22 protein-coding genes are annotated in these 21,301 nt (G+C 67.2%); 8 read left to right on the top strand and 14 right to left on the bottom strand.

All coding sequences use genetic code 11. The features are described 5' to 3' along the window. Positions 1-343: 343 nt before the first annotated feature. The 4 genes from ABD212_RS18790 to ABD212_RS18775 form a co-directional block, all read right to left on the bottom strand. Positions 344-1,327 (bottom strand): glycosyltransferase family 2 protein, encoded by a 984-nt coding sequence (locus ABD212_RS18790; RefSeq protein WP_344097703.1) that lies wholly within the window; start codon positions 1,325-1,327, stop codon positions 344-346. After that, positions 1,278-3,086 (bottom strand): hypothetical protein, encoded by a 1,809-nt coding sequence (locus tag ABD212_RS18785; protein WP_344097701.1) that lies wholly within the window; start codon positions 3,084-3,086, stop codon positions 1,278-1,280. The genes ABD212_RS18790 and ABD212_RS18785 overlap by 50 nt, the downstream gene beginning before the upstream one ends. Then, entirely contained in the window at positions 3,083-3,838 is a 756-nt protein-coding gene (locus ABD212_RS18780) for a hypothetical protein (RefSeq protein ID WP_344097698.1), read from the bottom strand. Before ABD212_RS18780 ends, ABD212_RS18785 begins: the two co-directional genes overlap by 4 nt. A 173-nt stretch (positions 3,839-4,011) precedes the next feature. Further along, positions 4,012-4,224 carry a hypothetical protein gene (locus ABD212_RS18775; RefSeq protein ID WP_344097696.1) on the bottom strand — a complete coding sequence of 71 codons (213 nt, stop codon included), beginning with the start codon at positions 4,222-4,224 and terminating at the stop codon, positions 4,012-4,014. A 344-nt stretch (positions 4,225-4,568) separates the two neighbouring features. Between ABD212_RS18775 and ABD212_RS18770 the strand changes: the two genes are divergently transcribed. Then, entirely contained in the window at positions 4,569-4,982 is a 414-nt protein-coding gene (locus ABD212_RS18770) for a hypothetical protein (protein ID WP_344097694.1), read from the top strand. A gap of 274 nt (positions 4,983-5,256) precedes the next feature. Here ABD212_RS18770 and ABD212_RS18765 read toward each other — a convergent pair whose 3' ends face one another. Together ABD212_RS18765 and ABD212_RS18760 are read right to left on the bottom strand one after the other, a co-directional pair. After that, the gene (locus ABD212_RS18765; RefSeq protein ID WP_344097692.1) at positions 5,257-5,751 is read right to left on the bottom strand and encodes a peptidoglycan-binding domain-containing protein; all 495 of its coding nucleotides are present in this window, start codon (positions 5,749-5,751) and stop codon (positions 5,257-5,259) included. A gap of 314 nt (positions 5,752-6,065) precedes the next feature. Beyond that, on the bottom strand, positions 6,066-6,704 hold the full coding sequence (locus ABD212_RS18760; RefSeq protein ID WP_344097689.1) for a winged helix-turn-helix transcriptional regulator: 639 nt from the start codon (positions 6,702-6,704) through the stop codon (positions 6,066-6,068). 77 nt (positions 6,705-6,781) lie between these two features. Here ABD212_RS18760 and ABD212_RS18755 point away from each other — a divergent pair, with 77 nt between their 5' ends. After that, a complete protein-coding gene (locus tag ABD212_RS18755; protein WP_344097688.1) occupies positions 6,782-7,168 on the top strand; it encodes a hypothetical protein in 387 nt (128 codons plus the stop codon). 76 nt (positions 7,169-7,244) lie between these two features. Here the strand turns inward: ABD212_RS18755 and ABD212_RS18750 are convergent, their stop codons facing one another. After that, the gene (locus tag ABD212_RS18750; protein ID WP_344097686.1) at positions 7,245-8,165 is read right to left on the bottom strand and encodes an NADP-dependent oxidoreductase; all 921 of its coding nucleotides are present in this window, start codon (positions 8,163-8,165) and stop codon (positions 7,245-7,247) included. 364 nt (positions 8,166-8,529) lie between these two features. Further along, positions 8,530-9,246 carry a flavodoxin family protein gene (locus tag ABD212_RS18745; protein WP_344097683.1) on the bottom strand — a complete coding sequence of 239 codons (717 nt, stop codon included), beginning with the start codon at positions 9,244-9,246 and terminating at the stop codon, positions 8,530-8,532. A gap of 429 nt (positions 9,247-9,675) precedes the next feature. Between ABD212_RS18745 and ABD212_RS18740 the strand changes: the two genes are divergently transcribed. Further along, complete coding sequence (locus ABD212_RS18740; RefSeq protein WP_344097705.1) at positions 9,676-10,890, top strand: MFS transporter; 1,215 nt, start codon at positions 9,676-9,678, stop codon at positions 10,888-10,890. A 184-nt stretch (positions 10,891-11,074) separates the two neighbouring features. Here ABD212_RS18740 and ABD212_RS18735 read toward each other — a convergent pair whose 3' ends face one another. Genes ABD212_RS18735 through ABD212_RS18720 form a run of 4 tightly spaced genes read right to left on the bottom strand, consistent with a single transcriptional unit; the run spans position 11,075 to position 14,232 of the window. Further along, entirely contained in the window at positions 11,075-11,983 is a 909-nt protein-coding gene (locus tag ABD212_RS18735; RefSeq protein WP_344097682.1) for an ABC transporter substrate-binding protein, read from the bottom strand. 25 nt (positions 11,984-12,008) lie between these two features. Continuing rightward, the gene (locus ABD212_RS18730) at positions 12,009-12,740 is read right to left on the bottom strand and encodes an ABC transporter permease (protein WP_344097680.1); all 732 of its coding nucleotides are present in this window, start codon (positions 12,738-12,740) and stop codon (positions 12,009-12,011) included. Then, a complete protein-coding gene (locus tag ABD212_RS18725) occupies positions 12,737-13,411 on the bottom strand; it encodes an ABC transporter permease (RefSeq protein WP_344097678.1) in 675 nt (224 codons plus the stop codon). The genes ABD212_RS18730 and ABD212_RS18725 overlap by 4 nt, the downstream gene beginning before the upstream one ends. Beyond that, positions 13,408-14,232 (bottom strand): ABC transporter ATP-binding protein, encoded by an 825-nt coding sequence (locus ABD212_RS18720; RefSeq protein WP_344097676.1) that lies wholly within the window; start codon positions 14,230-14,232, stop codon positions 13,408-13,410. The genes ABD212_RS18725 and ABD212_RS18720 overlap by 4 nt, the downstream gene beginning before the upstream one ends. 166 nt (positions 14,233-14,398) lie before the next feature. Between ABD212_RS18720 and ABD212_RS18715 the strand changes: the two genes are divergently transcribed. The 4 genes from ABD212_RS18715 (at position 14,399) to ABD212_RS18700 (ending at position 17,252) form a co-directional block, all read left to right on the top strand. After that, positions 14,399-15,820 carry a dihydrolipoyl dehydrogenase family protein gene (locus tag ABD212_RS18715; protein WP_344097674.1) on the top strand — a complete coding sequence of 474 codons (1,422 nt, stop codon included), beginning with the start codon at positions 14,399-14,401 and terminating at the stop codon, positions 15,818-15,820. Positions 15,821-15,936: 116 nt separating this feature from the next. Beyond that, the gene (locus ABD212_RS18710; protein WP_344097671.1) at positions 15,937-16,434 is read left to right on the top strand and encodes a DUF427 domain-containing protein; all 498 of its coding nucleotides are present in this window, start codon (positions 15,937-15,939) and stop codon (positions 16,432-16,434) included. A gap of 135 nt (positions 16,435-16,569) precedes the next feature. Further along, entirely contained in the window at positions 16,570-16,971 is a 402-nt protein-coding gene (locus ABD212_RS18705) for a VOC family protein (RefSeq protein ID WP_344097669.1), read from the top strand. Continuing rightward, positions 16,968-17,252 carry a DUF1905 domain-containing protein gene (locus tag ABD212_RS18700; RefSeq protein WP_344097667.1) on the top strand — a complete coding sequence of 95 codons (285 nt, stop codon included), beginning with the start codon at positions 16,968-16,970 and terminating at the stop codon, positions 17,250-17,252. Before ABD212_RS18705 ends, ABD212_RS18700 begins: the two co-directional genes overlap by 4 nt. Positions 17,253-17,456: 204 nt before the next feature. On the opposite strand, the gene ABD212_RS18695 is transcribed toward ABD212_RS18700, so the two are convergent. Beyond that, complete coding sequence (locus ABD212_RS18695; RefSeq protein ID WP_344097664.1) at positions 17,457-17,888, bottom strand: hypothetical protein; 432 nt, start codon at positions 17,886-17,888, stop codon at positions 17,457-17,459. 431 nt (positions 17,889-18,319) lie between these two features. Here ABD212_RS18695 and ABD212_RS18690 point away from each other — a divergent pair, with 431 nt between their 5' ends. Then, on the top strand, positions 18,320-19,003 hold the full coding sequence (locus tag ABD212_RS18690; protein ID WP_344097661.1) for a hypothetical protein: 684 nt from the start codon (positions 18,320-18,322) through the stop codon (positions 19,001-19,003). A gap of 203 nt (positions 19,004-19,206) precedes the next feature. Here ABD212_RS18690 and ABD212_RS18685 read toward each other — a convergent pair whose 3' ends face one another. Next, positions 19,207-21,177 carry a glycoside hydrolase family 15 protein gene (locus tag ABD212_RS18685; protein WP_344097660.1) on the bottom strand — a complete coding sequence of 657 codons (1,971 nt, stop codon included), beginning with the start codon at positions 21,175-21,177 and terminating at the stop codon, positions 19,207-19,209. Between the last annotated feature and the right edge of the window lie 124 nt (positions 21,178-21,301).

Genomic DNA, 21,301 nt, shown 5'->3' with positions numbered 1-21,301 from the left:
CAGCCCGACAGGGTCGGGAAATAGAAATCCGGGGTCTTGTTCTCCTGGATGAACACGATCACCCGCCGCGTCGAAACCATCCCCGCACCCCCCGTCGTATCGACCTCACCCGACCCCATGCAACCACGGCCAGGTCAACACCAGAAGAGGACTCCGCAGCCGACCCGCGAATACATGAGCCGCGCGGGCTGTGCCGGACGATGAATGGTCAGGTCCCGCCGCCGAACACGTGCAACGCGGCGGGCGGATCATCCCGCGCGGCCCAAGCGGAGCGTCGGGATCGTGCCGTGTTGCACCCCAAGCGAGCGGGCGAGCCGAAGCGGTGACTCACAGGTGGCCGTGCTTAGGCGACGGCGGTGATCGTGGGGTTGATGTGCTGGAAGAACCAGCGCGCTGGTCGCAGACGCATTTCGTCGTAGCGGTGTCGCTGTTGGAGGGTGCCGTCGACCGTGATTCGCTCCAGTGCGCCCGCGATGTTCGGGTTCGGTCCCCGAGCAGCCAGGATCACCGAGAGCTCCGGCTCGTCGAAGTGCAGGGCGAGCATGCGCACGAAGTTGTAGACGACGTCTTGGTCGTCGACGTCGTAGCCGCGCGCGTCACGGAACTGGTGGGCGACGGTCGCGATGGGATCGGCCTGTACCCGCCATCCGAACAGCCAGGCACGAAGACACAACTCGACGTCTTCGAATCCCCAGCTCGTGAATCCCATGTCGTATCTGCCCAGCCCGTCGAAGACGTCGCGGCGGAGCGCCTGGCATGCTCCGATGTTCAGTGGAACGTCGTACGCCGTGTCCGAGTCACGTGGCTCGAACCAGTGCTGCTCGAGTCCGGCGTCGCCGAAGAAGATTCCGCATCCGCGTGGCTCAGGTTCTCTCAGCCGCGTGAAGCAAGGTGACACCAGTGCCACATCCGGCTCAGCGAGCGCGAGTGCGAATCGGTCGAGCCAGTCGGCACTGACCTGGCAATGCGCGTCGAGGAAAACGACGAACTCGCCGCGGGCGTGTTGGGCGCCGAGGTTACGCGCTTTCGCAACGCCCAGTCCCGACCCGCGCAGAATGCGCAGCCGCGGATCGGGCCGGCGCCGGTACCGGACGGTGCTGTCATCCGTGGAGCCGTCGTCGACCACGATGACCTCGACGTCCGGCCAGTCGGTGCCGTCGAGCACCGAGTCCGTCGTCATGCCCAACATCCCGCCTTCGTTGCGGGTCGGTATCACGACGCTGAACCGGCCCGGCACATACGGCGCTCCGACCTGCGACGACTGCCGCTGCACGGATTCACAGCCCGAGCAGCAGCTGTTGGGCGGTACGCACAGCTTCGGTGGCATCCTCCCGTGACCAGCCGATCTGGCCGGCGAGCAGCACCGGATCGGCCGTCGCCAACTGGTGCAGGCCAGTGATCCCGACGCTGGCGAGTTCATCAGCGACCCCGGCGAGTGCTTCGAAATTCTTCACGTGCAGCGTGTCGGGGGTGAACACGGCGTTGCCGAATCGGATGAACGGCGCCGGCCCCGGTCCGGGCCCGGGTGGCCGCGTGAACCCGGTGAACCGGGTGAGCGGCACGAAACGGGTGAACCGGGTGAACTCCGTGAACGGGGTGAACCGGGTGAACTCCGTGAACCGCGTCAAGCCGGTGAACAGGGTGAACGGGGTGAACCTCGTGAAACGCGTGAAGTCCGTGAACCGCGTGAACCCGGTGAACACGGTGAATCGAGTGAGATGCGGAAGCGGAGTGAATTTGAAGAAGAACGGATCGACCGAGGGGTTGACCAGGGTCGTTCCATTGACTGCGAACAGCTGGTGAGTGCCGAAGTCATGGTTGCGCTGGTACGTGACGCCCTGCGGGAAGTTCGCGTTGTCCGGGGTGTTGTTCGCGCTGAAGACGCCGTAGAACGACGTGCCGTGAGCCACCATGTGAATGTAGTCGCCGAGGTAGGGCAGGAAGGTCGGAGCGGGTGTGTTGGCCGGCGTCGTCGACAGGACCAGATCGTCCGACGTGAAGAACGCGTTCGAGCTGGTCTCGAGGTGGGTCTCCCACCGCTGTGCAGCGGCGGCCCCTGTCACCTGCTGGTACGCGAACCCGACCAGCCCGTCGTCGTTGATCGCGATGGCCGGATTCTTGGCGTTCGAGATCGTTCGCAGGTCCGCCGAGAACGTGACACCGCGATCGGTCGAGCGACGCAGATGGAGCGTGTACGACCCGGACTGCACATCCGCCCACGCGAGGTAGACCGTCCCAGAGTCCCGCGGATCCACGCCGATGGCGAGATCACCGCCGAGGCGGTCGTTGCCGAGCGTCCCGTTCCACGTGAACGTGACACCCTGTACCACTCGATTGCCGGCAACGTTGTCGGCAGGGTCGAGCAGATCATCGAACGTGGTGCCGCTACCTGCCCAGTTGTCGTCTCGCACGAGAACGATGTCGGTCGTGACGAGGCTGGCTGCTGAGAACGACCGCCAGCCGCAGAACGCCGCATAAACGGTGCCGTCGCTGTGCACGGCGGGCCGAACCTGGGGACCGTTCTGCCCTGCAGTGCCGGTGCCGCGCCGTTCGATGCGTTGGCTTGCGAACGCCGGGGCCGCCGCGCCCGCATCGAGGCTCACCTCGACCGTGGCCGTCCGACCCGTGGTCGACGCCAACGCCAGGTCGTTGATCCCCACGTACGCGCGATCGTTCCCCGCCCCCGGCCCTGACGGAACGATCCCCACCTTGGTGAAGGGCTGATCCACGTTCGTGCGGTCAACGATCGCTGTCGCCAGCGCACTGGACGTGCCGCGCGCGATATTCAATCGGAAACTGCCAGGGTTGCGCAGGATCCCCGAATACAACCGTCCCCCGCCGCCGAAGCTGGCTGTGATATCGCGGGTCGATGACTGGCTCAGGATCACGGTGTTCAACGACCACGTCGTACCGCCATCGGTGGACACGAAGACCGGCGCGTTGCCGGTGGCGCTGAACGGGTTGGGTGTGAAGGCCGAGATGACGATCTCGTTCGGGTTGGCCGGGTTGACGGTGATGCTCGGCTCGCTGTCCTGGTTCGTCTCCCCGCTGAGCGACTGCGGCACGACGTTGACGACACTGATCATTGCTCGCCTCCGCGTTCGTCGATCTCGGCCAACAGCGTCTGCGCGTCCTCGGCCGGTCGGAAGTCGTCCGGATCCACCACGAGGTAGACACCGTCGGGTAGATCCACGGCGGCGTCGGTGAGCGCAGCCGCTGGGGGTACTCCCAGGATGAACACCCCGCGGTCGCCGACCGAGAACTTGGGAGATTGGTACCAGCGGATGTCGCGGCTCGACGCGAAACGCACGATGACCTTCTCTGGTGCGTCACCGGCGCCGTGGCCGAGCTGACCGTGCACGTCGACGACGGCGTCCTGCCAGAGCGGGTCGTGCTCGGAGATCGGACGACCGTCGGCGTTCGGCACGTGGCTCACCTGCCGGACGATGCCCGAGATCACCAGTTCAGCGTTCGCGATTCGAGCCTGTGTGCGCGCGTCAACGGAACGGTGGTCGTCGGCGTCGAGCGCGGCCGCGAGCGCCGCCGCGTCACCTACCGAGGTGGCCCGCACCGCCAGTCCGGTGCCGAAGATCCAGGCAATGGCCCCGAACACATGCACATCCCCCTCGGCGACCTCCACACCCTCCGGCAAAGCGACCGTGATCGGTTCCCCGAGATGATCGTGGAACGCCGGGGCGCCGGACACAACCTGGTCGACGCGCACCACGACGGTGTCGGCCGCCGGTTCGACCTCGGCCACGCTCGATGACGCGGTTTGCAGCACGGTGCCGATGAATACGACATCCGGCCCAGGCTCGGCATCCGGCGGCCCCTTCACCGCGGGTGGCGGGGGTCCTCCGTCAGCGGTTCCGTCCCGCTTGCCAGACGAACTGCGAGTTCGGCTCGCCCGCTTCCCCGGCTCCGCGCTGTCCCCCGGAAGAATCTTCCTGGTAGGCATGAATGCACCTTCCTGTGTTCCGGCAACAGTGATGCCGCCGGAAATTGTCACGCCTATGCAGACCGGCTTCGCAACACGGCCGTTCGGGTCCCTAGGCCGGCCGCCAGCAGCGCGAGGACGCCGAACACAGCAACGATGATCCATTCGAGGGCGCCGCTCCCGCGGTCGGGATCAACACCGAAAAGCGTCTCGATCCACTGCGGGTTCACCGCGGTCAGGATGGCGAGAATCGCGAAAACCCCCGCCAAGACGAACTCGACGACCATTCGAACCATGTGACGATCCCGTCTCCCGCCGACCCAGCGCCCCCACCGTTCGTAGTACTCTCCCGCCGACAGCGTGTCAACACACAATGACTGCATGCGCCGGTCGCCCATAGATGCACCCAGATTTCGTCACGAGCCCGACTGGAGCGGGGGGATTCCTGCTGACCCTGAACCTGGGCAGAGCGACGCCAAAGGCGGTCGTTTCACGGCATCCCGAGCGAGAATCGGGTCCCGTCTACTCCGTCGAGAGTACGCAGAGGTACACCCGCAGCCTCATGACACGACTCCTCCGTACGGACAGAATGGGCGTGAGCGGTGCGATCCGTCGAAGGAAGGGAACGCCGATGAACTCGTCCCAAGCCCTGGTGCGTCGATCCCGGGAAGCGCTCAGTGCGCTCGCCCTTCAGTTCCTGCTCGGAATGGGTGCCAACCTCATCGGCAGCCCGGACGAGAACTCCGGCGCCGCCCGGGTGATCGCGGGGGTCATCCTCGGTCTGCACGCACTCGTGGGTATCGGAGTCATCGTCGTGGCCGTACGGGTCTGGCTGGTCGCTCGACGACAGGGCGTCGCCCAACGCGCTGCCCTCTGGGCCTTCATCGTCATCATCCTCACGTTCCTCGCGGGGATCGGCACGATGCTCACGGGCAGCGGCTGGATGTCGTTCCTCATGTCGGTCGGATTCGTCGTGGCCGCCGCCCTCTACGTCAGGGTCGGCGTCAGTGCGCTCGCTCGTGAGCCGTCATCCGACGCGGGCTGAGCATTTGCTCACCCGCTCACAGGGCGGTGGACCGCTTGACCGCCTCGAGCTGCTGGTCCTGGTCGAGCGCGCGCGTTGATGAGCAGACCGGCGCGCGCACAGGCATCCTTCGCTCGCGCCTTCGATGCCTATCCGGCCCATTGAGTTTGCAGGAGACGCGGACTTTCTGGGCGAGCTCGTTTGGGACCCTGGCGTTGCGTGTGGGTGGCGGTGCCAAGCTCGAGCCGAGCAGTCAGACGGGTCACCGACTCCCGCCTGCCATGCGCTGTCGGGATCAGCCGGGTCCGGGAACGCCGCAGAGATCCGCGAGCACTTGACCGGCCGCATGCACAGGTAACGCCCATGTCTGCAGTCCGACGATTCCGTCGACGGTGATCCCGCCCGAAGTCTGCGCACCCCGCACGGCTCGGGCGGTGATCGGGCCGAAGTGGTTATCGACCACGAGCACGGGATTGCTCGCTGGGGCGAAGTCACCCCGCCCCTCGTTCAGTGCGGTCTGCAACCGGCCGACCACGGCGCCCGTCGAGCCCTGCTGCAGCGTCGGCGGTTCGGGGCCGTCACCGCCGAGTCTGGCCCAGGTGAGTGGTCCGACTATCCCATCGACCACCAGGCCGCTTTCTCGCTGGAACTCCTCGACCGCCGCTTTCGTGATCGGCCCGAAGATGCCGTCGATCTGGTCGTAGCTGAGCGTACGTCGCACCAGAAGATACTGCGCCCAACGCACGACGGCCCCGGCTGACCCTTCGGAGATCGTAGGTGGAGTTGGCATGCCTTTGCTCCTTCGTCAAGGCCGCAGAAACAGTTCATGCTTGCCTATGACTCACCCCACCTGCGGCGCTCCGGGGGCGTCGTCTCCATTTTGTGCTGGCGCATCATCTCGGTCAATGAGTCCTTGCTCGCGACATGACGCACGCACCGTGGTGCGCCTCTTGGTTCAGCGTCCGGACTCGCTCCGGCGCGCCATGGTGAGTGCCCTGACACAGTCAGCGTCAACGTCGACGTCGGACTCTCCGCCGCGTGACCGGACTGCCGAGTGTCCGGCACCGTCGACGAGGTCGGTGTCGGACGTCCGCAGAAGGATGCTCATGGTCCGGGCGCGAGAATCCGTTGAACCGCGTGAACGTCTCCCTGAATGGTGACTCCCGCCGTGGTGGCGTGCGCGAGGTCGATGGCTCCCTGGAGAAGTCCGACGAGTGTTGCACCGGGGCCGTTGATGGTGGCATCCGGTGTGTCGTCTATTCCGCAGGGTGCGACGGTGACCAGGCTGGCTGAGACGGTCACGTCGAAGCCGTCGGCGATGGTTCCGAATCTGATGGTCGAGGGCGCCGCGGTGGGAGTGTTGTCACGCGTCAGGTACCGCGCGGGGATGCTCAGCCAGTGCATCTGGAAGACGGCGTCGGGCGCGGCATCCGCGACGGTCGGGGCGCCCCATTGCAGCAGCTCACGCACCACGCCCTCGAGTTGCGCGCCGCGGTCTGTCAGCGCGTAGAGGGTGCCCGTCGCGGGGGGCGCCGCTGTCTCGCGGCGCAGCACGCCATGTCCCTCGAGGTCTCGGAGGCGCTGTGCAAGCAGGTTGGGAGCAACGCCGGGCAGCCCGCGTTGCAGATCGGTGAACCGAAGCCGGCGCGTGATGAGCAGTTCGCGCACGATGAGGAGATTCCAACGGTCCCCCACGATGTCGAGGGAACGGGCCACCGAGCAGATCTGTCCGTACGACTTCATGAGCGCATCACTTGACAAACTCTAGCAATCGCTTCATATTTTGAGTGAAACTCAAACTGGAATCAAGGGAGCGATCCGTGACCGACATCGTCTCACCCTCAGCGCCAGAACCCGTTCAGCAGTACTATCGCGTCCTCACCGCAGGAGCCGATGCGTTCGACGAAGGGCGAGGTCTCCGGGTGCTGTTGTCGGATCATCTCGACTTCACCGGCTCGCTGGCAGGCCACCGTTCCGATGCCACCGAGGGATTCGTCCACGGCGCGGCCGGCTTCATCTCGACCGTGCGAAGCATCGGCGTCATCCGCGAAGTTCACGACGAGCACGGATCCGCCGTCCTCTACGATGCCGAGATGCCCGGTGGGACCGTCCGGTTCGCCGAGTTCTTCACCTTCCGCGACAACGTCATCGAGACGCTGAACCTCCACTACGACGGGCCGGATTACCTCGCCAAGGGCGGTCGCTGACGTCACCCACAAGCCGTCGGCACATGGGCAACGCGGCCGCAGTCATTTCGCCCTGAATCACGGGCTTTCGGGCGCGCTAGACGGTGACGACCACCTTCCCGCGGACATGGCCCCCTCGCAGGAGTTGCACGGCATCCTGAATCCGCTCGATGGGGAAAGTCGCCTGAATGGGCAGGGTCAGCGTGCCTTCGGCCAGGGCGCGTGCGATGCGGTCGAGGGCGTCGGGCGCGGCGTCGACACCGCCTGTCGCGATCGTGCCGGCCGGGCGAGTCGGGCCCGCCGCGATCGTGGCGATCCGTACCGGCGGGACGCCGAGTTCGATGGCCGCGAGTGCGGTCTCGGTGCCCTGCAGGTCGATCGCGGCATCCACCCCACTGGGAGCGAGAGCACGCACACGGTCGACGAGACCCTCACCGTAGGTCGTGGGGATGGCGCCCAGTTCGCGTAGGAAGTCGTGGTTGCCGGCCGAGCCGGTCGCCACGACGGTGGCCCCAGCGGCGACGGCAAGCTGAACTGCCAGCACGCCGACGCCGCCGGCCGCGCCGCCGATCAGCACAGTGTCGCCGGGCGTCGCGCCGACGGCGGCGACCGCCGCATCCGCGGTGCGGGCGGCGATCAACAGCGATCCGGCAACCTCGTCGGAGAGCCCGTCGGGCGTGTGAGCGAGGAGGTCGGTGCCGACCGTCGAGACGGCGTGCTCGGCCACGGCGCGCCCACGAGCGCCCCCGAACACCCGGTCGCCGACAGCGAAACCCGCCACCCCTTCCCCGACCTCATCGATCTCGCCCGCGTAGTCGTTGCCGAACCCGGCGGGAGCCGTGATCCCGTACCGCTCGGCCGCCGCCGGTGAGGCCGCGATCTTCCAGTCCACTGGATTCAGCCCTGCCGCCCGCACTCGCACGCGCACCTGTCCGGGGCCGGCATGCGGCTCCTCCCGGTCGATCACTTCGAGGACGAACGGATCGGCGATCTCCGCCTGCTGCACATATCTGCTCATGCTGAGTGAGACCTCGCGAGGTCGGCGCGCATTCCCATGTGACCGATTGTTGCCGTGAACGGCGCCCAAGGGAACCACCGGTCGGCCATCGCGTCGAGGTCGCGTGTGCGCAACTCACCTCGTCGAGTTGAGGAATCGGATCGTCGGATGCGCACTTCACACTCGAGGCTCATCCGCTGGTCGGGAGCGTCCTCGACCTGGTGAACACGCTCGCCTCCATCAGAACCGCTGCCCAGCGCCTCCCACTCCTGCGACACGTGCACGAGTCAGCAGCGCTCGGTTTGTCGTCCTCGCGGCGCTCGTGGTGGCGATGGCGATCGCGATCGCCCTGCACATCGCGTCGCTCGACGCGGACGAAGCCCGCTCAGCGATACTCGGGGTTGAACCCGAACCGCTCCCCGTCGTTCCACGCCTTGCGCAGATTGCCGTACGCGGGGATGCCGCCGGCATCCTTCAGCATCCGTGCCAGGTGCATGAGGTTCCACGTCATGAACGTGGTGTTGCGGTTGGTGAAGTCGTTCTCGGGTCCGCCCGAACCGGGATCGAGATAGCTCGGACCAGGCCCGACCTCGCCGATCCACCCGGCATCGGCGGCGGGCGGGATCGTGTACCCGATGTGCTGCAGGCTGTAGAGGTTCGCCATCGCGGCGTGCTTGATGCCGTCCTCGTTGCCGGTGATCATCGTTCCGCCGACCTTGCCGTAGTAGATGTACTGGCCTTTGTCGTTGTACAGGCCGCTCATCGCGTAGAGGCGTTCGATGAGCCGGCGGGTCACGCTGGCGTTGTCGCCGAGCCACAACGGGCCGCACACCACGAGGATCTCCGCGGCTTCGATGAGCGGCCAGACCTCGTCAGGCCATGCGTCGGTCTCCCAGCCGTGCTCGCGCATGTCGGGATACACGCCCGTGGCGACGTCGTGGTCGATGAAACGGAGCGAGGTCGCCTCGACGCCCTGCGCTCGCATGAGCGCGATGCTGCGGTCCATCAGTCCCTGGGTATTGCTCACCTCCGGTGATCTCTTCAGAGTGCAATTGACGTAGACGGCCTTCAGGTCGCTGTAGTCAGTCGGCGAATCAGCCATGATCGCTCCATCCCTTCGTGGGCACCATCTCACCCCTGGGCAGCGCTGTCCAGGCGCCGGAGGTTACGAAGTGCGTACGGATCCGTCCGCACGCAGCAGGACGAGCTGCCCCGCCTCGGCTGAACCACGCGTCTACCCCGACGAGGCCGCTGCGACCGACGACCACGGCATCTGCTTCTCGGAAGAGAGCGGCATCGATTGGCTCGCGACATCCGCGGTGCGAAAGTGCGGAAATCGCCATTGCGGCGAATTGAATCCGACGACCTTCAGCTCCGGCTTGATTCACCCGTGGACGGTGTGGGCTGGGCGCGATAATGTCGCGATGTCGCCAAACGATTCCGTGGAAAGAAGCTGTACCCCATCTCCAGGACCAACGCCGCACCCTCGTTGCCCACTCCACGCCAGGTGCAGGGAACGTATTACACGCTGATGCTCGGCAACACGCTCGCCGCGTCGTTCATCTGGGGCATCAACACGCTGTTCCTGCTCGACGCCGGCCTGTCGAACTTCGAGGCGTTCTCGGCGAACGCCTTCTTCACCGCCGGGATGCTGATCTTCGAGATCCCGACCGGGGTCGTGGCCGACACTGTCGGCCGTCGGGCTTCGTACCTGCTGGGAACGGTCACGCTGGCCGTCACGACGGTGCTGTACTGGCTGCTCTGGGTCTGGCATTCGCCGTTCTGGGCCTGGGCCATCGTGTCCGTGCTGCTCGGGCTGGGCTTCACCTTCTTCTCGGGCGCCGTGGATGCCTGGCTGGTGGACGCGCTGAAGGCGACCCACTACGACGGCAGCCTCGAGACCGTCTTCGGCCGGGCGCAGATCGTGGGCGGCATCGCCATGCTTTCGGGCTCAGTGCTCGGCGGCGTGATCGCGCAGGCGACGAACCTCGGAGTGCCGTTCCTGATCCGGGGCGCCATCCTCCTGGTGATGTTCGTCGTGGCCGCGCTGCTGATGCGCGACGTGGGCTTCACACCGGACCGCAGCGAAGGTCCGCTGCGGGCGACACGCACCGTCTTCCGCGCCTCGGTCCGGTACGGTCTCGGTGACCCGCCGGTGCGCTGGCTCATGCTCGCGAGTCCTTTCATCGCAGGCGTCGGCATCTACGTCTTCTATGCGCTGCAGCCATACCTGCTGGAGCTGTGGGGCGACGAAAAGGCTTACACAGTCGCCGGACTCGCGGCCGCTCTGCTGTCGGGCGCGTCGATCCTCGGAGGTGCGATGGCTCCCTGGGTGCGCAGGCTCTTCCGCCGCCGCACGTCAACGCTCCTGCTGTCGGCGGTAGCCAGCGCGCTGGTGCTGATCGGGCTGGGGCTCGTGCACAATTTCTGGGTCGCTGTCTTCCTCGTCGCGCTCTGGGGCATCGCTTCCGCGATCGACAACCCCGTGCACCGCGCCTACCTGAACGACATGATCCCATCGAAGCAGCGCGCGACGGTGCTCTCGTTCGACTCCTTGATGGGCTCGGCAGGCGGAGTCGCGTTCCAGCCCGTGCTGGGACGAGTAGCGGATGTCGGGGGCTACGGCGCATCGATGATCTGGAGCGGGGTGATCTCGGCAGTGGCCATCCCCTTCGTGCTGCTCAGCAGGGGCCAGCGCCCTCCGGCCGACACGGCTCGCGAATTCACCACGCCGGCGGATGTCTAGCGACAGCTGATCCGCGCTCATCGAACCCCGCGGTGACGGTGACGCGAGACCCGCTGGCCGGCTATCACACGGGCCACTCCGCTCGAGCCGCCCCATGCTTACGATTCCCGGCCGCACCCGGCGCGGGAAGGGTGAGCCCACGGGCGGGCGGCTTTCCACCGCCTGCCCGATGATCCTGATCCGATTACTTCAGGCCGTTGTCGGAGAGCCAGGCGGCCGCGATGTCCTTCGCCGACTTCTGATCGACCGTGGATTGCACGTTCATGGCGATGAGACCTTTGGGTGTCAGGGCCGCGCTCACGGCGTTGATGACATCCGCGATCTTGCCGGCGATGTCGGTGCTGACGACCGGCACGACGTTCGAGGCGAGGAACAGGCCCTTCGGGTCCCTCAGCGTGACGAGGTCTTTCGTCTTGATCAGCGGGTCGGCGCTGTACACATCGGCGACCTGGACATTGCCGGCCACGAGCTCGTCGACCGTCGTGTCACCGGTCGCGTTGAAACCGACATCCACGCCGTACACGTCCTTCAGGCCGGTCGGGCCATAGGGACGCTTCTCGAGCTCGGGTGCGCCGCCCAGCACCAGACCGCCGATGCCGGCGAGGTCGCCGATCGACACCAGGTTGTGCTTGGCCGCGAAGTCGGCGGTCACGTTGTACGAGTCCTGATCCGTGGCCGGTGACTGGTCGAGCACGGTGAGACCCTTCGGCATCGCATCCTTGAGCGCGGCATAGACGTCGTCGGGCGTGGTCGCCGTCGCGCCCGGCTTGAGGAACTGGAGAAGGTTGCCGGTGTACTCCGGGAAGAGGTCGATCGATCCGTTCTCCAGGGAGGGCATATAGGCGTCGCGCTGACCGATGTTGAAATTGCGCTCGACCTTGTAGCCGGCGCCCTCGAGCGCCTGGGCGTAGATCTCGGCGATGATCTCGTTCGAGTAGTAGGCCTGCGAACCGATGACGATGGTCGACGAGCCGCTGGGCTTCGGGGTCGCGCCGCCGCTCAACGGATTGCTGGACGCGCAGCCGGCCAGGGCCAGTGCGGCGATCGCTGTCGCACTGATCGCCAGTGCGAGGCGTGTGCGTGCTGTGGACATGTTGGAACCTCCGGTTGTGTGAGGGTCAGGCGGGCGCGTCCGCGACGGCGCGCGAACGGACCCCGGGCGAACGACGGGGAGTCTGGTTCCCCGCGGCGACACCGCGAGGCACCACGACGCGCTGGAGCAAGGCGAAGACGCCGTCCAGCAGAAGGGCGAGGGCGATCACGACGATCGAGGCACCGAGGATCTCGGGGAAGTCCCGCAGCGCGATGCCTTGGATGATGTAGTACCCGAGGCCACCGAGGCCGACGTATGCCGCGATCGTGACTGTCGCGACGACCTGCAGCGTCGCGACCCGCAGCCCGCCGATGAGCAGCGGCAGCCCCAGGGGAACTTCGATCTTCCAGAGCACCTGCCACGGGGTCATGCCCATGGCACGGCCGGCGTCGATCACGCTGCGGTCGATGGCTTCGAACCCGGCGTACGCGCCTGCGAGGATGGACGGGATGGCGAGCAGGACGAACGCCACCACCGCCGCCTCTGTCTTCAGGCCCACGCCCAGCAGCAGCACCAGCAGCACGATGAGACCGAGGGAGGGGAGCGCCCGGGCGGCCCCGGCCAGGAAGATCGCGAATTCGCGGCCGAGGCCGGTATGGCCGATGAGCCATCCGACGGGAATGGCGACCAGGGCGGCGATCAGCACCGAGCCGAATGTGAACGCGAGGTGCTGCGCGATCGCTGTCGGCAACGGCAGCGCGCCGGTGAGACGGTCTGGCGAGAAGATCCAGGCGAATGCCTCGAGAAAGTAGTTCACACGCTCACCGCCCGGAGAGCGCGCTCCGCGCGCGTCGGTCGGCGCCGGTTCCATGGCATGAGCGCGCGACCGGCGAGGACGAGCAGCAGGTCGATGACCACGGCTATGACGACGACCGCCACGACGCCGGCCAGGACCTCGGCGATGATGCGCCGCTGAGAGCCGTTCGTGAAGAGATAGCCCAGGTTCTCGACGCCGATCAGGATGCCGACGGTCGCGAGCGAGATCGTCGACGACGCCGTCACTCGGAGGCCGGCGAGCAGCACCGGGCCAGCGAGCGGAAAGTCGACAGTCCAGAACCGCCGCCACGACCCGAAGCCGACCGCGACCGCCGCCTCGCGGGTCACCGGATCCACGGAGGCGAGGCCGTCGGCGACCGAGCGCGTCATGATGGCGACGGCGTAGATGGTGAGCGCGACGATGAGGTTGACCTCGGAGAGGAGTGGGATGCCGAACGCGGCCGCGAGGACCGCGAAGAGCCCCAGCGACGGGATCGTGTAGAGAAGACCGACCGTCGTCAGCGTCGGTCCGCGCAGCGCCGTGAACCGGAAGGCCACCCAGCCGATGGGCAGCGCCACGACGAAGCCCAGGACGATCGCGATCAGGCTCTGCCTGAGGTGGTCGAGGCTGAGCCCCCAGATCAGGTCGAGGTTGTCGATGACCCAGTTCATGGTGCGTCCTCCACAAGCACCCCCTGCGTGCGGCCGGCGAAGTCGACGACCACCGCACCCTGCGGGGTCTGCTTGCGGCGCAGCGCCCGCGTGCCCTTGTCAGCTCCGATGAAGCTGGCCACGAACTCGCTCGCCGGGTTCTCGGTGATCTCGTCGGGGGTTCCGAGCTGGGCGATCTTCGCGCCCTTCTGCAGGATCACGACCTGGTCGCCGAGCAGGAAAGCCTCGTCGATGTCATGCGTGACGAAGACGATGGTCTTGTCGAGCTCGCCTTGCAGTCGGAGGGTCTCAGCCTGCAGCTCTTTGCGGACGATCGGGTCCACCGCACCGAAGGGCTCGTCCATCAGCAGGATGTTCGGGTCGACGGCGAGGCTGCGGGCCACGCCAACGCGCTGCTGCTGGCCGCCCGAGAGCTGGCTGGGGTAGCGCTCGGCGAGCGCGCGGTCGAGACCGACGACATCCATCAGCTCGAGGGCGCGGTCGCGGGCCGCCTTGCGCGCGACTCCTGTCAGCACGGGGACCGTCGCGATGTTGTCGATCACCGTGAAATGCGGCAGCAGGCCGGCGTTCTGCAGCACGTACCCGATCCCGCGGCGGAGCTTCACCGGGTCACGCCCGGCGATCGGCTCCTCGTCGATGGTGATCTCGCCACCGGTCGGCTCCACCAGCCGGTTGATCATGCGCAGCAGCGTGGTCTTGCCGCAGCCGGATGAGCCCACGAGGACCGTGGTTTTGTGCGCCGGGATGACAAGGCTGAATTCGTCGACGGCGAGCGTGCCGTCGGCGAAGCGCTTCGTGACGGATCGGAATTCGATCGCCATGCTGTCCTTTCGGCGGGAATCCAAGCCTTCCACAGGTCACGGACACAGGGGGCGGATCGTCAGATGGGTTGACCACGACTGGCATCTGTGTATCCTTCGGCGCCGGCGAGCGAACGGATTGTCAACCCCGGCCCCGACGTCGTGCGCCGCCTATACCGTGGGACGCATGGCCACTCGAGAGTATGACCTCATCGTCATCGGCGCGGGGCCGGTGGGCGAGAACGTCGCCGATCGGGCGAAGCAGGGCGGCCTGACGGTCGTCGTCGTCGAGAGTGAACTGGTCGGCGGCGAATGCTCGTATTGGGCGTGCATGCCGTCGAAGACACTGCTGCGCAGCGGCGCCGCTCTCCGCGCCGCCCGCGATGTCGACGGCGCGCGCCAGGCGGTGAGCGGCTCGGTCGACGTGGCGGCCGCCCTGCGGCGCCGCGATGCGATCGTGCACGAATGGAACGACACGGCGGACGTCGACTGGCTCCACAAGACCGGGATCGACCTGGTACGCGGTCACGGTCGCCTCACCGGCGACCGCGAGGTCACCGTGGCCAGCGCGGACGGCAGTGAGGCGATCACCCTCATGGCACGGCACGCGGTGGTCGTGTCGACGGGATCGGCGGCGATGCTCCCCGACATCCCCGGGCTGAAGGATGCCGCCCCCTGGACGAGCCGCGATGCCACCGGCGTGCGCAACGTGCCGCCATCCCTTGCGATCCTCGGCGGTGGAGTCGTGGGCAGCGAGATGGCGACCCTGTACGCGTCGTTCGGATGCGCCGTCACGCTGATCGCACGCTCTGGCCTGCTCGGCTCGATGGAGCCCTTCGCGGGCGAGGCCGTCGTCGCTGCGCTGCGGGAGGCCGGAGCCGAGGTCCGCACCGGGATCGAGGTCGAGGCGGTGTCGCGAGAAGCCGACGGCGACGTGGTGCTGACTTTGTCCGATGGCTCACAGGTGCGCGCCGCCGAGGTGCTGGTGGCGACCGGACGTGTGCCCCGGACCGGGGACCTGGGACTGGAGAGCATCGGGCTCGAGCCCGGCTCATGGCTCGACGTGGACGACACCCTCCGCGTCCGCGGCGTCGACTGGCTTTACGCCGTCGGTGACGTCAACCATCGCGCTCTCCTCACGCATCAGGGCAAGTACCAGGCGCGCGCCGCCGGCGACGTCATCGCGGCGCGGGCGCTCGGAAAGGACGTCCGCGACGGCCCATGGGGCGCGCACGTCGCGACCGCCGACCACTCCGCCATTCCCCAGGTGGCGTTCACCCATCCGGAGGTCGCGTCGGTGGGTCACACCGAGGCGTCCGCGAAGGCGGCCGGCATCGGCATCCGTGTGATCGACTACGACCTGTCGTGGGTGTCAGGTGCGACTACGCACGCCGATGACTACCGCGGTCAGGCGCGGGCGATCCTCGACGAGGACAGACGAGTGCTCGTCGGAGCCACGTTCGTGGGACCCGACATCGCGGAGCTGCTGCACTCCGCGACCATCGCGGTGGTCGGCGAAGTGCCGATCGACCGACTGTGGCACGCCGTCCCTGCCTATCCGACCGTCAGCGAGGTGTGGCTGCGCTGGCTCGAGGAGATCGGCCGCTGAGTCCGGCGCTCCGGACGCCGGGCCGGGTCGGCGATCGCGAAGCGCATCGCGCAGCCAGGGCTCTGACACCCGCTCGCGGTGGCCCGCGCTGTGCGTCGGGCGCTTACGCTGAGACGATGGCCCCTCCCATTCCCGATCCCATCGCGCCAGGCCAGGAGTCGGTGTGGGAATATCCGCGACCGCCCCGGATCGAGCGAGTTGTGAGCGGGGTGGTCATCCGCCTCGGAGGCGAGGTCGTCGTCGACACCCACGATGTGGTCCGCGTGCTCGAGACGAGCCATCCGCCCGTCTACTACCTGCCGATAGCGGCGTTCGCCGACGGAGCGCTCGCCGACGCGGAGGGGAATTCGTACTGCGAGTTCAAGGGCTCCGCCCGCTACCTCGACGTGCAGGGAGGTGGGGTGACGGCTCCGAGGGCGGCCTGGAACTACCCGCGCCCGTCCGACGGGTACGAGGCTCTCGCCGGACGCGTGGCCGTGTACGCGCGGCCGATGGACGCCTGCGAGGTCGACGGCGAGGTCGTCACGCCGCAGCCGGGCGAATTCTACGGGGGCTGGATCACCTCGGCGGTGGCGGGTCCTTTCAAAGGCGTCCCCGGGTCCTCGGGCTGGTAGGGACGAGGGGCTGCGGCCGGTGTCAGCCTGGTCGCGGGAGAATTCTTCTCCGGCAATGGCGTGAAACGCTGTCGATTGTCCGCCCGTTCGATCGTCATATCGTTGATCGACTGTGCGACCTTCGAAGGAGAGATCATGGACAGCACTCACATCACCGGCGTCCGCACCGTCAGCATCCCGGTGGACGATCAGGACGATGCGCTCCGCTTCTATACGGGTCTCGGCTTCGCCGTGTTGCGGGACATGCCGACGCCCAACGGGCGATGGATTGAGCTGGCCCCTGGCCGAGCGAACGTCATCCTCACCCTCGAACCCGCCGAGCCGGATATCCCCCGCGGCGCGATCGGGATCCGCTTCACCTCAGACGACGTCGATGCCGCCCACGCCGCCATGATCGCGGACGGGATCGACGTGGACGACATCATGCGGTGGCCTGGCGTCCCCGCCATGTTCGCGTTCCGCGATCCCGACGGGAACGCGTTCTCCATCACCGGCGAAAGTGTGCAAGTGGAGCGCGCTGAAGGACCGGAATCATGAGCCACATCGGACCGCTCGACATCACCTTCACCGCAACTCTCGGTCGAGTGAGGGAAGGTGACACGTGGATCTGCGTGCAGCTGCCGGACTCGGCCACGATCTTCGGCACCCGCGGACTTGTCAAGGTGTCAGGGACCGCAGACGATCACCCGTTCGACGGAGCGTTCATGGCACTCGGGGACGGAACACACAAGCTGCCCATCTCTGCCGCGATACGCCGCGCCATCGACAAGCGCGAAGGCGACGAAGTCACCATCCACCTCAGCCAGCGACGCAACTAGATCGTCCGCAGCCCGTCCCCTCCCACGTCGGCCGACGTTGTCGATGCGTCCGATCAGTGCGCTTGAGTTCTTACGAATACGTCGCCGGCGCGATCGAAGGAACACGACCGGCTTCAGGTGGCCGCGGGACCCTTGAACGGCGCGGCGGAGACGCGACTGGAGGGCCCGGACTTCGGCAGTCGCGACGAGTCGTCGTTTCTGGACCTATCCGGTCCCGGCATCCGCTCCGGCGTCCGCGACCGGCGGAGGTGGTGGAGGCGGAGGCGGCGGCGGCGGTGCCTCTTCCCCGGAGCCGCTGAATGCGGCATACGCGCCGATCACCACCGCGGCGAGAAGGATGTACCCCCACATTCCCCCGTCGTTCGCGATCATGTTGTTCTCGGTGAGTCCGACCTCCCGCGCGACCTGGTTCGCCTTGGCGAAGTCGTTCCGGAGTATCGCGCCCTGAATGCTCATTATGGCGTCGGGGTCACGTTCGATGAGCTCCAGGATGAACTGCGTGTCGTACTTCATCTGCGCCAGATGAGCTTCGGTGAACTCAGCCGGCAGCTCCACCCGAAGCGTCTGATCGGTGTGTATGAATGTTCCGAGTCGTTCGGCTGTGTGGCCAATGATGCCAAGCCGCAGTTCGGGCATCGTGGTGCTCCTCATCCGTGAGATCTGATCGTTCTCGAGCGGCGGTCATCCATGAGATCGCTCTCCCGCGACCGCTCGCCGGTGCTGGTGCTGACGCGCCCCCAGCGTAGTGGTCGCAATCCGTCCCCAGAAGGGCCTCGGTGCGTCGCCGGCGGCTCTTCACAGAATCGGGGCGGCGCCCGACAGCCGCGGTTCCGATGGCTCAGCCACTGAGCCGACTCGAATGGGCAGTCCTCAAGGACGCGAGACGGCCCTGCGACGCCCGTCAAAAGTGATTGCAAGCGCCCGACCGCACGGACCAGTGCCTCATCCGTTCAGCGCCCTGATGGGGAGTGCGAGATTCCTGCCAGACCCCTGTCCGCGGATATCCGGCCGAGGTACTTGAATCACGGATGCGGCAGGCGCACAGTGGAAGGAGAGAGGGAGGTCACATGCGCGACTGGATGGCTCACCCGGATGTCATGCCGATCCTCTCCCCAGGCCGGCACCGCTCGCCACGGCGTGGGGCCTGCTTCATGGAATTCGCGTCGTACCTCGCGGGAGAGCGTTGGAGCGACCATCCAGCGTGTACGAACGGCACCCTCGCGCATCTCGCACGGATGGTGAACGACCGGACGAGCGAAGCCGGTCGCGCCCGGCTCACGCCGCTCATCCCGTCAGTCGTCGGCCTGACGAGCGACGACCCGCTGCTCGACGTTCTGCTCGCCCTGCGAGCTGCCAACGCCGCCCTGCCTGTCGCCGCTGAGGAGCGGCAGCGTTCACAGGCGGTGGCGGTGCGCGTCGCCCTCCGGGCCCTCGGCGGACGAGACGACGAACTCGCCGCGGAGTCGCGCGAACTGGCGGAAGCCGCCCTCCGCGCCGCACCCGCCGCCGATGTCTGGGCCACCCAGTTCATCCAGAAAGTCGGTTCGGGCCGCCCGGGCATGACCGTGCGGCAGTGCCGGGATATCGTGACCGGCGCCGTCGATGGGATCGCGCAGGCGTGCGGCGGGGACCCCGACGAACGACTCGTCGCCCTGCTCACTGCCGCCGTGTCGGACACTGCGCGCTTTGTGGGCACGACGCGTGAGGCGGTGGATGTCCGCGCCGAGGCGCATGTCCCCGTCACCGCCTAGGACCGACGAGCCGTGAGCTCAGTCGGCGATGGTGTAGGCGCCGCGAATACCGCCGAAAACTGGTAGGTCCGGATTGTGGCCCACTCGAATTCTGAGACCCTCCGGACCGACGTTCTCGAGCATCGCCCTGCTCTGCGGGGTCAGTCCGGCGTCAGCGTCTGGTGACCTCGTTCGGGGACGGATACTGATGCCGATAGCTGGGGCTATGTCCTGAGGTCGGGGATGTCGATGTCCGCGTGTACGCGGCTCTCCTCCGGTGTGTGCCCGAGATCGGTGGGGGTCACGGCCGGTGCGGACCCGGCATCCGTCGATTGTCCCGCCTGCCCGCCTTCGGACTCACCCCGCACGTTCGGCAGCTCTTCGGAGTGACCCTTCTCCGCCGCCGCGATGGCGTCGGCGGCACGGACGAGAGCGAGGTGCGACAGGGCCTGCGGGGTGTTGCCCATGTGCCGCGCAAGAACGGGGTCGTACTGCTCGCTCAGCAGCCCGACGTCGTTGACGAAGGAGGTCAGGCGATCCATGAGCTCGCGGGCGGCCCGCACGTCACCGCAGGCCGCGTACTGTTCGACGAGCCAGAAGGAGCACGCCACGAACGGATGCTCCTCGCCCGTGAGTCCGTCGACTCCGGCCGACGTGCGGTAGCGCAGCAGGAGTCCGTTGCGCATCAGGTCCTCCTTGATCGCCGCGACGGTGCCCAGCATGCGGGGGTCGTCTGCCTCGACGAACCCGATCTGCGGCAGCTGGAGGAGCGCCGCGTCCAGCTCGGCGGAGCCGTAGTACTGCACGAAGGTGTTCCGCTCGGGGTCGTAACCTCGGTCGAGGATTTCGTCGCGTACCCGCTCCGCGAGCGACGCCCACTTCTGGGCATCTCCGGGCAGTCCGAACTCCCGGACGGCACGCGCGCCGCGGTCGAAAGCCGCCCACACCATGGCCCGCGAGTGTGTGAAGTGCCTTTCCTCGCCCCGGATCTCCCAGATGCCGCGATCGGGGCTCTGCCAGTTCTCCTCCAGAAAGTCCAACAACGCGCATTGGAGCGGCCAGGACGCTTCGGTCTCCTTCAGCCCCGCGGCGCGCGCACCGTGCAGTGCGACCATGACCTCGCCGAAGATGTCCCACTGTCGCTGTTCGTATGCGGCGTTGCCCACGCGAACGGGGGCGGCGCCGCCGTAGCCGGACAGTTCGGGGATCTCGTACTCGTGCAGTCGTCGCTCTCCGCCGATGCCGTACATGATCTGCACATCGCGAGGGGCACCGGCGACGGCCCGCAGCAGCCACCCGCGCCACTCCTCCGCCTCAGCCCGATACCCGTGCGTCAGCAGCACGCTGATCGTGAGAGCGGCATCCCGGAGCCATACGTATCGGTAGTCCCAGTTCCGGCCGCCGCCATCGGTTTCCGGCAGGCTCGTGGTCGCCGCCGCCGAAATGCCCCCGGTGTCCTCGTCGGTCAGCGCTCGAAGTACGAGCAACGATCGCTGCACCTGCGCGTCGAATGGGCTCGGCGGCTTGCTGCGGGCGGCCCAATCGCGCCACCAGTCGATCGTCACATCCAGGGCGTGATCCACATCCAGCGGCGGCGGCGGATCACGATGGGACGGATACCAGGTGACGACGAGATCGACCACGTCGTCTTCGCCGACCGTGAACTGCGCGGCATGGCGAAGATCTTCGGGATGCATCTCGGGACCGCGCCGGATGACGGTCGCGGGGCCGGCCGTCGCAAGGAGGGCAGGCTGATCGCCGTAAGTCGTCTGACGGACCCAGGGGACGGCGGACCCGTAGTCGAAGCGGATGGCGATCTCCTCGTCGAACGTCACGCTTCCGCGGATGCCACGGATCCGTCGGACGATATTCGGTCTCTGGTCGCCGAGCGGCATGAAGTCGCAGACCTCCGCCTCGCCGTCCGGGGTCTGCCAGCGGGTCTGCAGAACGAACGTATCCGGCAGGTAAGACCTGCGGACGTCGAGGACGCGGCCCGTGGGCGCCAGCGTCCAGCGACCCGCGTCCTCGCTGTCCAGGAGGGCAGCGAAGAAGGCCGGGGAGTCGAAGCGCGGCAGACAGAGCCAGTCGATGGACCCCACCGACGAGATGAGCGCCGCCGTGTGCAGATCGCCGATCATCGCATAATCTGCGATCGGCGTCGGGACGCCGGCGTCTCCACGTGATCGGCGCGACATGCGTTTCTCCTATGTCAAGTCTTAGGCCGCGAGGGGGAGGCTCGCGGGGATCTGGCTCGGTTGCTGGTCGGCGGTGAGGGCGTTGAAGACCGTGCGGGCGAGGCGGCGTTTCAGGCAGCGTAGG

Source organism: Microbacterium deminutum, from assembly GCF_039530205.1.
GTDB classification, from domain to species: Bacteria; Actinomycetota; Actinomycetes; order Actinomycetales; family Microbacteriaceae; genus Microbacterium; species Microbacterium deminutum.
Note: the sequence above shows the minus strand (reverse complement) of the source record. Positions and strands in the feature narration are given on the sequence as shown.

Bases quoted from the DNA above. Each gene is read 5' to 3' on its own strand.
- ABD212_RS18790 (WP_344097703.1), bottom strand. From the start codon at position 1,327: ATGCCACCGAAGCTGTGCGTACCGCCCAACAGCTGCTGCTCGGGCTGT.
- ABD212_RS18785 (WP_344097701.1), bottom strand. From the start codon at position 3,086: ATGATCAGTGTCGTCAACGTCGTGCCGCAGTCGCTCAGCGGGGAGACG.
- ABD212_RS18775 (WP_344097696.1), bottom strand. From the start codon at position 4,224: ATGGTCGTCGAGTTCGTCTTGGCGGGGGTTTTCGCGATTCTCGCCATC.
- ABD212_RS18770 (WP_344097694.1), top strand. From the start codon at position 4,569: ATGAACTCGTCCCAAGCCCTGGTGCGTCGATCCCGGGAAGCGCTCAGT.
- ABD212_RS18765 (WP_344097692.1), bottom strand. From the start codon at position 5,751: ATGCCAACTCCACCTACGATCTCCGAAGGGTCAGCCGGGGCCGTCGTG.
- ABD212_RS18760 (WP_344097689.1), bottom strand. From the start codon at position 6,704: ATGAAGTCGTACGGACAGATCTGCTCGGTGGCCCGTTCCCTCGACATC.
- ABD212_RS18750 (WP_344097686.1), bottom strand. From the start codon at position 8,165: ATGAGCAGATATGTGCAGCAGGCGGAGATCGCCGATCCGTTCGTCCTC.
- ABD212_RS18745 (WP_344097683.1), bottom strand. From the start codon at position 9,246: ATGGCTGATTCGCCGACTGACTACAGCGACCTGAAGGCCGTCTACGTC.
- ABD212_RS18740 (WP_344097705.1), top strand. From the start codon at position 9,676: ATGCTCGGCAACACGCTCGCCGCGTCGTTCATCTGGGGCATCAACACG.
- ABD212_RS18735 (WP_344097682.1), bottom strand. From the start codon at position 11,983: ATGTCCACAGCACGCACACGCCTCGCACTGGCGATCAGTGCGACAGCG.
- ABD212_RS18725 (WP_344097678.1), bottom strand. From the start codon at position 13,411: ATGAACTGGGTCATCGACAACCTCGACCTGATCTGGGGGCTCAGCCTC.
- ABD212_RS18720 (WP_344097676.1), bottom strand. From the start codon at position 14,232: ATGGCGATCGAATTCCGATCCGTCACGAAGCGCTTCGCCGACGGCACG.
- ABD212_RS18715 (WP_344097674.1), top strand. From the start codon at position 14,399: ATGGCCACTCGAGAGTATGACCTCATCGTCATCGGCGCGGGGCCGGTG.
- ABD212_RS18710 (WP_344097671.1), top strand. From the start codon at position 15,937: ATGGCCCCTCCCATTCCCGATCCCATCGCGCCAGGCCAGGAGTCGGTG.
- ABD212_RS18705 (WP_344097669.1), top strand. From the start codon at position 16,570: ATGGACAGCACTCACATCACCGGCGTCCGCACCGTCAGCATCCCGGTG.
- ABD212_RS18700 (WP_344097667.1), top strand. From the start codon at position 16,968: ATGAGCCACATCGGACCGCTCGACATCACCTTCACCGCAACTCTCGGT.
- ABD212_RS18695 (WP_344097664.1), bottom strand. From the start codon at position 17,888: ATGCCCGAACTGCGGCTTGGCATCATTGGCCACACAGCCGAACGACTC.
- ABD212_RS18690 (WP_344097661.1), top strand. From the start codon at position 18,320: ATGCGCGACTGGATGGCTCACCCGGATGTCATGCCGATCCTCTCCCCA.
- ABD212_RS18685 (WP_344097660.1), bottom strand. From the start codon at position 21,177: ATGTCGCGCCGATCACGTGGAGACGCCGGCGTCCCGACGCCGATCGCA.